Source organism: Nostocoides japonicum T1-X7 (assembly GCF_001046855.1).
GTDB lineage: Bacteria > Actinomycetota > Actinomycetes > Actinomycetales > Dermatophilaceae > Nostocoides > Nostocoides japonicum.
The window spans coordinates 848,396-854,730 of the sequence record NZ_HF570958.1 but is presented as its reverse complement, the minus strand read 5'-3'; the positions used below and the strand labels follow the sequence as shown (position 1 = coordinate 854,730).

9 protein-coding genes are annotated in these 6,335 nt (G+C 70.6%); 2 read left to right on the top strand and 7 right to left on the bottom strand.

Annotation, left to right across the window (positions count from 1 at the left end; translation table 11 throughout):
- From BN12_RS03875 to BN12_RS03855, 5 genes are all read right to left on the bottom strand, one after another.
- The coding region (locus tag BN12_RS03875) for an ATP-binding cassette domain-containing protein (RefSeq protein WP_157635665.1) at nt 1-398 on the bottom strand (398 nt) is incomplete at its 3' end.
- Nucleotides 395-1,237, bottom strand: a complete 843-nt coding sequence (locus BN12_RS03870; RefSeq protein WP_048550236.1) for an ABC transporter permease — start codon at nt 1,235-1,237, stop codon at nt 395-397. The genes BN12_RS03875 and BN12_RS03870, both read right to left, overlap by 4 nt.
- Before the next feature lie 16 nt (nt 1,238-1,253).
- Nucleotides 1,254-2,054, bottom strand: a complete 801-nt coding sequence (gene modA, locus BN12_RS03865; RefSeq protein WP_048550233.1) for a molybdate ABC transporter substrate-binding protein — start codon at nt 2,052-2,054, stop codon at nt 1,254-1,256.
- 53 nt (nt 2,055-2,107) lie between these two features.
- Complete coding sequence (locus BN12_RS03860; RefSeq protein WP_048550231.1) at nt 2,108-2,518, bottom strand: TOBE domain-containing protein; 411 nt, start codon at nt 2,516-2,518, stop codon at nt 2,108-2,110.
- A gap of 127 nt (nt 2,519-2,645) precedes the next feature.
- Entirely contained in the window at nt 2,646-3,278 is a 633-nt protein-coding gene (locus BN12_RS03855; RefSeq protein ID WP_048555967.1) for an FMN-binding negative transcriptional regulator, read from the bottom strand.
- A 182-nt stretch (nt 3,279-3,460) separates the two neighbouring features.
- Between BN12_RS03855 and BN12_RS03850 the strand changes: the two genes are divergently transcribed.
- Complete coding sequence (locus tag BN12_RS03850) at nt 3,461-3,937, top strand: group II truncated hemoglobin (protein ID WP_048550229.1); 477 nt, start codon at nt 3,461-3,463, stop codon at nt 3,935-3,937.
- Nucleotides 3,938-4,035: 98 nt separating this feature from the next.
- On the opposite strand, the gene BN12_RS03845 is transcribed toward BN12_RS03850, so the two are convergent.
- A complete protein-coding gene (locus BN12_RS03845; RefSeq protein ID WP_048550227.1) occupies nt 4,036-4,725 on the bottom strand; it encodes an aspartate/glutamate racemase family protein in 690 nt (229 codons plus the stop codon).
- Between BN12_RS03845 and BN12_RS03840 the strand changes: the two genes are divergently transcribed.
- Nucleotides 4,697-5,290 (top strand): GNAT family N-acetyltransferase, encoded by a 594-nt coding sequence (locus tag BN12_RS03840; RefSeq protein WP_200901136.1) that lies wholly within the window; start codon nt 4,697-4,699, stop codon nt 5,288-5,290. The two genes, BN12_RS03845 and BN12_RS03840, sit on opposite strands and share 29 nt — an antisense overlap.
- 63 nt (nt 5,291-5,353) lie before the next feature.
- Here the strand turns inward: BN12_RS03840 and BN12_RS03835 are convergent, their stop codons facing one another.
- Complete coding sequence (locus BN12_RS03835; RefSeq protein WP_048550225.1) at nt 5,354-6,253, bottom strand: SMP-30/gluconolactonase/LRE family protein; 900 nt, start codon at nt 6,251-6,253, stop codon at nt 5,354-5,356.
- Nucleotides 6,254-6,335 lie beyond the last annotated feature (82 nt).

Below are 6,335 nucleotides of genomic sequence, written 5' to 3'. Positions count from 1 at the left end.
TCGCCGAGTCCGCCGAGCCCCAGCCGCTCGAGCCAGGGCTCGACGGCGCGACGGGCGGCGTGCCGACCGACGCCGCGGCTGCGGGCGGCGAAGGCGACGTTCTCGGTGACGCTGAGGTGGGGGAAGAGCCGGTAGTCCTGGAAGACGATCGCGACGGGCCGGTCCTCCGCGCTGACGAAGACGCCGCTGGCGGGGTCGTCGAGGGGCGCATCACCGAGCCGCACCGTACCGGACGTGAGCGGCGCGAGCCCGCACACGCATCGCAGGAAGGTCGACTTGCCGGCCCCGTTCGGCCCGAGGAGGGCGACGACCTCCCCTGCCTCGATGGTGACGTCGAGCTCGAGCCGGAACCCGCCCCGGTCGATCCGGCCGGCGACGCGGAGCGCGGGGCTCGTCACAGGGTGCTCCCCGTGCGCAGCCACCGGTCGCGGAGGCCGGCGAGGACGGCGACGGCGACGGCGAGGAGGACGAGCGAGAGGGCGACGGCCGCCTCCGGATCGCTCTCCATCGCGAGATAGACGGCCAGCGGCATCGTCTGGGTCGTGCCGGGATAGTTCCCCGCGAACGTGATCGTCGCGCCGAACTCGCCGAGGGCGCGGGCCCACGCGAGGACCGTCCCGGCGCCGACGGCGGGCAGGACGAGCGGGAGCGTGACCCGCCGGAAGGTCGTCAGCCGCGACGCCCCGAGCGTCGCCGCCGCCTCCTCCAGGCCCCGGTCGGCGCTGCGCAGCGCACCCTCGACCGTGACGACGAGGAACGGCATGGCGACGAAGGCCTCGGCGATGACGACGCCGGCGGTCGTGAACGGCAGGGTGATGCCGAACCACGCGTCGAGCCACCGGCCGACGATCCCGTTGCGTCCCAACGCGAGGAGGAGCGCGACACCCCCGACGACGGGCGGCAGGACGAGCGGGAGGGTGACGAGCGCCCGCAGCAGCGAGGTGATCCGGTGGGTGCTCTTGGCGAGGACCCACGCGAGGGGTATGCCGAGGACGACCGCCAGGACCGTCGCGGACGTCGCGCACCCGAGCGACAGCAGGAGTGCCGTCCGGACGTCGGACTCCGCGAGGATCCGCGGCAGGCCGCGCCACGGCGCGCGGACGACGAGCGCGAGGAGGGGCACGACGAGGAACGCCGCCCCGACCGCCGCCGGGACGCCGAGCGCCCACGGCGGTCGGACCCGGTCGGTCAGGGCGGCGACCTCGGCGGCGGTACGCGCCGGGGGTGGGGATGGCATACGCCTCCTCGCCTGGTCAGGGCTTGGCGAACCCGGCCTTCTGGAGAACGGCCTCGCCGTCCGAGGAGAGGACGTATGCGACGAAGGCGCTCGCCGTCGCGGCGTTCTTGGACGCCTTGACCGTCGCGATGGGGTAGGACGTCGACGCGTTGACGTTCTCGGGGATCTCGACGCCCTTGACCGTGTCGCCCGCCGAGAGGACGTCGGTGACGTAGACCATCCCGGCGTCGACGTCGCCGCTCACGACCTTGGTGAGGACGCCCTTGACGTCGACCTCCTCGGTGACCGGCTTGACGGTGATCCCGGCGTTGCTGAACACCTTCGCCGCGACGGTGCCGCACGGGACCTGGCTCTGGCACAGGGCGACCTTGACCGACGACTTGGCCAGGTCGTTGACCCCCGTCACCTTCCCGGGGTTCTTCGGCGGGATCGCGATCTCCATCACGTTGTTGGCGAAGGTCTTCGGGTCGGCGGCGTTGCCGGCGCTGACGATCTGGTCCATGTTCTTCGCGCTCGCCGACGCGAAGACGTCGGCGGGTGCGCCCTGGTTGATGCTCGTCGCGAGGCCCGAGCTCGGTCCGAAGTTGAACGTCACCTTCGTGCCCGGGTGGGCCGCCTCGAACTGCTTCCCGATCTCGGTGAACGACCCGGTGAGCGACGCCGCGGCGAAGACGGTGATCGAGCCGTTCACCGACGACGTCGCGGCGGAGGACGTCGTCCCGCTGCTGCCGGAGTCCGAGCCGCTGCTCCCGCACCCGGCGAGGAGAAGGGGGGTCGCGATGGCGGCGGCCACGGCGAGGGAAAGGCGACGGGACATGGTGCTCCTCATTCTCTTGACGGGTTCTCTGCTGGTCGTCACCCACGAGCTGTTCATGGCTGACGGGGGATCTCGACGACGACGTTGGTCGACTTGATGGAGGCGATGGCGAGGACACCGGGCTCGAGGCCGAGGTCGTCGGCCGCCTCGCGGCTCATGAGGGAGACGAACCGGTGCGGGCCGGACTGGATGTCGACCTGCGCCATGACGGTGTCACGCAGGACGCGGGTCACGAGCCCGGTGAACCGGTTCCGCGCCGACTCCGACACGATCGGCCGTGGGCGTGGCTGCTCGCCGGCAGCCGCGAGCTCTTGGGCGAACCGCGCGAGCTCGGCGCCCTCGACGGCCTGCCGGCCGTCGGCGTCGGTCGTCGCCGTGATCCGCCCGGCGTCGACCCAACGCCGTGCGGTGTCGTCGCTGACACCGAGCAGCTCCGCGGCTTCACGCATCCGGTAGGTCGGCATGGCGAAATACTACGCAGGTGCGTATGTACTGACGCAGGGGTATGCCGCACCTGCGGTCGCGCGCCGTTCTTGCGACCGTCCGCCGGCTGCATCTCGTGGCCGGCGGCCGTCGCGGTGAGCCCTCGGGTCAGCCCGTCCGCTGCTGCTGACGCACCATCGCGTCGGCGACGGCGTCCGACCGGGGTGAGCCCTCGGCATACAGGCCGCTGATGACGCCCGTCTGGTCGGCCTCGGAGCGGTTCTGGCTCAGCTTCGCCTTGCCCTCGACGGACTCCACGATCAGCTCCACCCCGACGATCGCCTTGAGCTGGAGCTCCCGGTAGCGCTCGGGGGCGTCGCTCACCGCCCAGGGCCGCTCTCGCGGCTGCTCGTGGACGTTCGTCAGGCGGGTCACCGCGTCGAGGACCCACTCGGGGTCGTCGTGGACGGTGACTCGGCCCCGCAGGTGGACGGCCGAGTAGTTCCACGTCGGCACGACCCGCCCGTGCTCGGCCTTGCTCGGGTACCACGTGGGGGAGATGTAGGCCTGGGCTCCGTCGACGACGGCGAGCGCGGGGGAGTCCGGGGCGATGGCGCGCCAGTGCGGGTTGGCGCGCGCCATGTGCATGACGAGACGTTCCTCCTCCCACACGACGGGAAGGAGCGTGGCGAGCGGGTACCCGTCGTCGCCGACGGTGACCAGCTGCGCCGACGCGACCTGGGCGACGAGCTCGCGGATCTCCCGCTCGTCGTCCATCCGGTTGAACACGGGGACGTACATGGTGCCCACTGTAGGAGGGCCGGCTGGGGTGAGCCGCTCGCTCCGGCTCGGGGGGACCACTCGTCCGGGCTCGGGGACCGTCGGCCCGGCCGCATCGGCCGTCCTTGTGGGGAAGGCGGTTGTCGTCCTGACGCTATCCCGCTTCCCCACAAGCCTCCTTGGACGAGGGGGAGGACGCGAGGATGATGAACGACGTGGACACGATCTTCGAGGCGGCCGGGGGAGAGGCGGGACTACGGCGGTTGGCCGAGGCATGGCATACCCGCGTCATGGCCGACGAGGTCGTGAGTCACGCCTTCAGCCATGGGTTCCGTCCGGACCACACCGCCCGGCTCGCGGCCTACTGGGCCGAGGCGCTCGGGGGACCCGCGACCTTCACCGGCGTCCTCGGCGAGGAGTCGGACGTCGTCCGCATCCACAGCGGCAACGGGGAGCACGACGAGATGAACGAGCGGGCCGTCGCCTGCTTCGACGCCGCCCTGGAGGACGCCGGGTATGCCGCGGACTCGCCGGTCGCTCGGACGCTCCACGACTACTTCGCCTGGGCGACGTGGAACTCGATGTATGCCTTCCACGAATCGGCCGGCGACGTGCCGCCCGGCCTGCCGATACCGCACTGGACGTGGTCGGGGCGAGCTCGGACGCCGACGGGGGAGTGAACGAGGCGAGGAAGCGCTCGTGGTCGCCACGGCCGGATCGCCAGGCGTGCAAGGGCTTCTCGTCGCCTCGGCGTCCCGCTCAGCCAGCGCTCCACCCTTCACTCGTCGGCTGCTGCCAGGGCTGCGGCGACGTGCAGAGCCGTGGTGGGAAACACCGGCACCGGCGAGTCCGCCCGGGAGACGAGCAGCTCGATCTCCGTGCAGCCCAGGATGATGCCCTCGGCCCCTTCCTCGACGAGTCGGCCGATGACTTCGCGGTAGGCCTGCCGTGAGTCCTCGTCGATGATGCCCTGCACGAGCTCGTCGTAGATGATCCGGTGGACCGTGGCGCGATCCTCGTCGTCCGGGATCGAGGCGATGATGCCGTGGGCGGCGAGCCGGTCACGGTAGAAGGGCTTCTCCATCGTGAACGCCGTTCCGAGCAGTGCGACCTTGCTCAGACCGGCGGCGGTGATCGCTTCGGCGGTCGTGTCGCCGATGTGGATGAACGGGATCGTGATCGCGTCGGTGATCTGGTCGGCGACCAGATGCATCGTGTTCGTGCACAGCACGACGAGGCCCGCCCCGGCGCGCTCCAAGCCTCTCGCGTGATCCGCGAGAACCCGACCGGCAGCACCCCAGTCTCCCGCGGCCTGCAGCGCCTCGATCTCTGCGAAGTCGAGGGAGTCGAGCAGGATCGGGGCCGAGTGGAAGCCGCCGAGGCGGTCGCGCACCTGCTCGTTGGCCATCCGGTACCAGTCGAGCGAGGACTCCCAGCTCATGCCGCCGAGCACGCCGATCGTCTTCATGGCTCCACACGCTACGGCGTGCCGCCTCCATGTCCGCGACATCGGCCTGCCCGGATCCCGCCATGGCGCGTGCCGCAACGTCGACGAGTATGGTGCGATGATCTCGCCGACCGGACCGATATCACGCGACGCAGGACCCGCCGACATCGATCAGCTGCTTCTCCTGTGGGGGCTCCTCTTCGGCGAGACAGCCGAGGTGCAGGCGCCCTGGCGAGGTCATGCTCGACGGTGGTTCCAAGACGTCGCCGAGAGTGCGGACAGCGCTTGTGTCCCGGTCATTGCGATCGGTGGAACGGTCGTCGCCTGCGCTGTCGGGACCTTGCAGTCGGGCGTCCCGAACCCACTTTGTCCACGCGGGCGGGCCGTGCACCTCGCCAACGTCGTGACTCTTCCCGAGCATCGACGGTGCGGACACGGGTCCGCCCTCGTCGACCGCGTCGTGCGCTGGGCGCGCTCGATCGACGCGGATCGGGTCGATCTCAGCGCCACCGCAGAGGGGCAGTCGATCTATGCACGGGCCGGTTTCACGCCGACGACTGCACCGCGGATGAAGCTCATCCTGTAGTCCGGCGCTCGCGGCAATGACGAGCGACCGCACTCGGCCATCCAACCTCCTGGGGCCGCATCATCAGGGGAGTCCCGCGTGGGGGACGTCGACGGTGACCGCGCGGATCTCCGCCTCCCGCGCGGCGCTGCGGGCGATCTCGTTGAAGTCCGGCGCGCACGACATGAACAGGGTCCGGCCGTCGGTGCCGCCGAGCATGCAGGCGAAGACACCGGTACCCGGTTCGACCGTCTCGAGGATCGGCCCGCCCTCGGCGACACGACAGACACGCCCACCGACGGCATCGGCGACCCAGAGACACCCTTCACTGTCCAGGCCGCACCCGTCGGGGGCGAGGACGACCTGGGGGATCGCCTCGGCGACCGCTCGCGACGTGGGCAGCTCGCCGAAGACCGCCCAGTCCCGCCGTTCGGAGAGGGAACCGTCGGCCTCGATCGTGAACGCGCTGATCCGGTTGCCGAAGGTCTCGTCCACGATGAGGGTGCGCCCATCGGGGGAGACCACGCTGCCGTTGGGGAACCAGAGGTCCTGCGCGACCGGCGTGGTCGTACCGTCGGGGTCGATGCGGAGCACTCCTGTCGTCTCGATGTCGGCGCCGGACATGAGGTCGAACCCGAAGTCGCCCAGCCAGCATCGCCCTTGGCCGTCGACGACCATGTCGTTGGCGTGTCCGCCGACGTGGTCAGCCACGTCGGCATGGAGGACGACCGCTCCGTCGTCCTCCCGCCGCATGACCTTGCGGTCCTTCATCGAGACGAACACCAGGCGACCGTCGGGCAGCCACCCGAAGCCGGACGGCTGCCCGGGGACCTCGACTTCGACCCGCAGACCAGTTCCATCCTCGTTGACTGAGTAGATCGCGTGGATATAGAAGTCGGCGAACCACAGCCGGCCGTCGTGCCAGCGCGGGCATTCGGTGTACGACATGCCGGACACCACGGTTCGGATCTCGCGATCAGTCATGGGGCCACGCTAGCCGTGCTTCACAGCGCGGACATCCGATCCGTATGCCACGGCGGAGGATCTGGACGAGAGACCGGAACGG

Excerpts from the sequence above, each read along its gene's own strand:
- BN12_RS03860 (WP_048550231.1), bottom strand. The coding sequence starts at position 2,518 with ATGCCGACCTACCGGATGCGTGAAGCCGCGGAGCTGCTCGGTGTCAGC.
- BN12_RS03850 (WP_048550229.1), top strand. The coding sequence starts at position 3,461 with ATGATGAACGACGTGGACACGATCTTCGAGGCGGCCGGGGGAGAGGCG.
- BN12_RS03855 (WP_048555967.1), bottom strand. The coding sequence starts at position 3,278 with ATGTACGTCCCCGTGTTCAACCGGATGGACGACGAGCGGGAGATCCGC.
- modA (WP_048550233.1), bottom strand. The coding sequence starts at position 2,054 with ATGTCCCGTCGCCTTTCCCTCGCCGTGGCCGCCGCCATCGCGACCCCC.
- BN12_RS03845 (WP_048550227.1), bottom strand. The coding sequence starts at position 4,725 with ATGAAGACGATCGGCGTGCTCGGCGGCATGAGCTGGGAGTCCTCGCTC.
- BN12_RS03840 (WP_200901136.1), top strand. The coding sequence starts at position 4,697 with ATGCCGCCGAGCACGCCGATCGTCTTCATGGCTCCACACGCTACGGCG.
- BN12_RS03835 (WP_048550225.1), bottom strand. The coding sequence starts at position 6,253 with ATGACTGATCGCGAGATCCGAACCGTGGTGTCCGGCATGTCGTACACC.
- BN12_RS03870 (WP_048550236.1), bottom strand. The coding sequence starts at position 1,237 with ATGCCATCCCCACCCCCGGCGCGTACCGCCGCCGAGGTCGCCGCCCTG.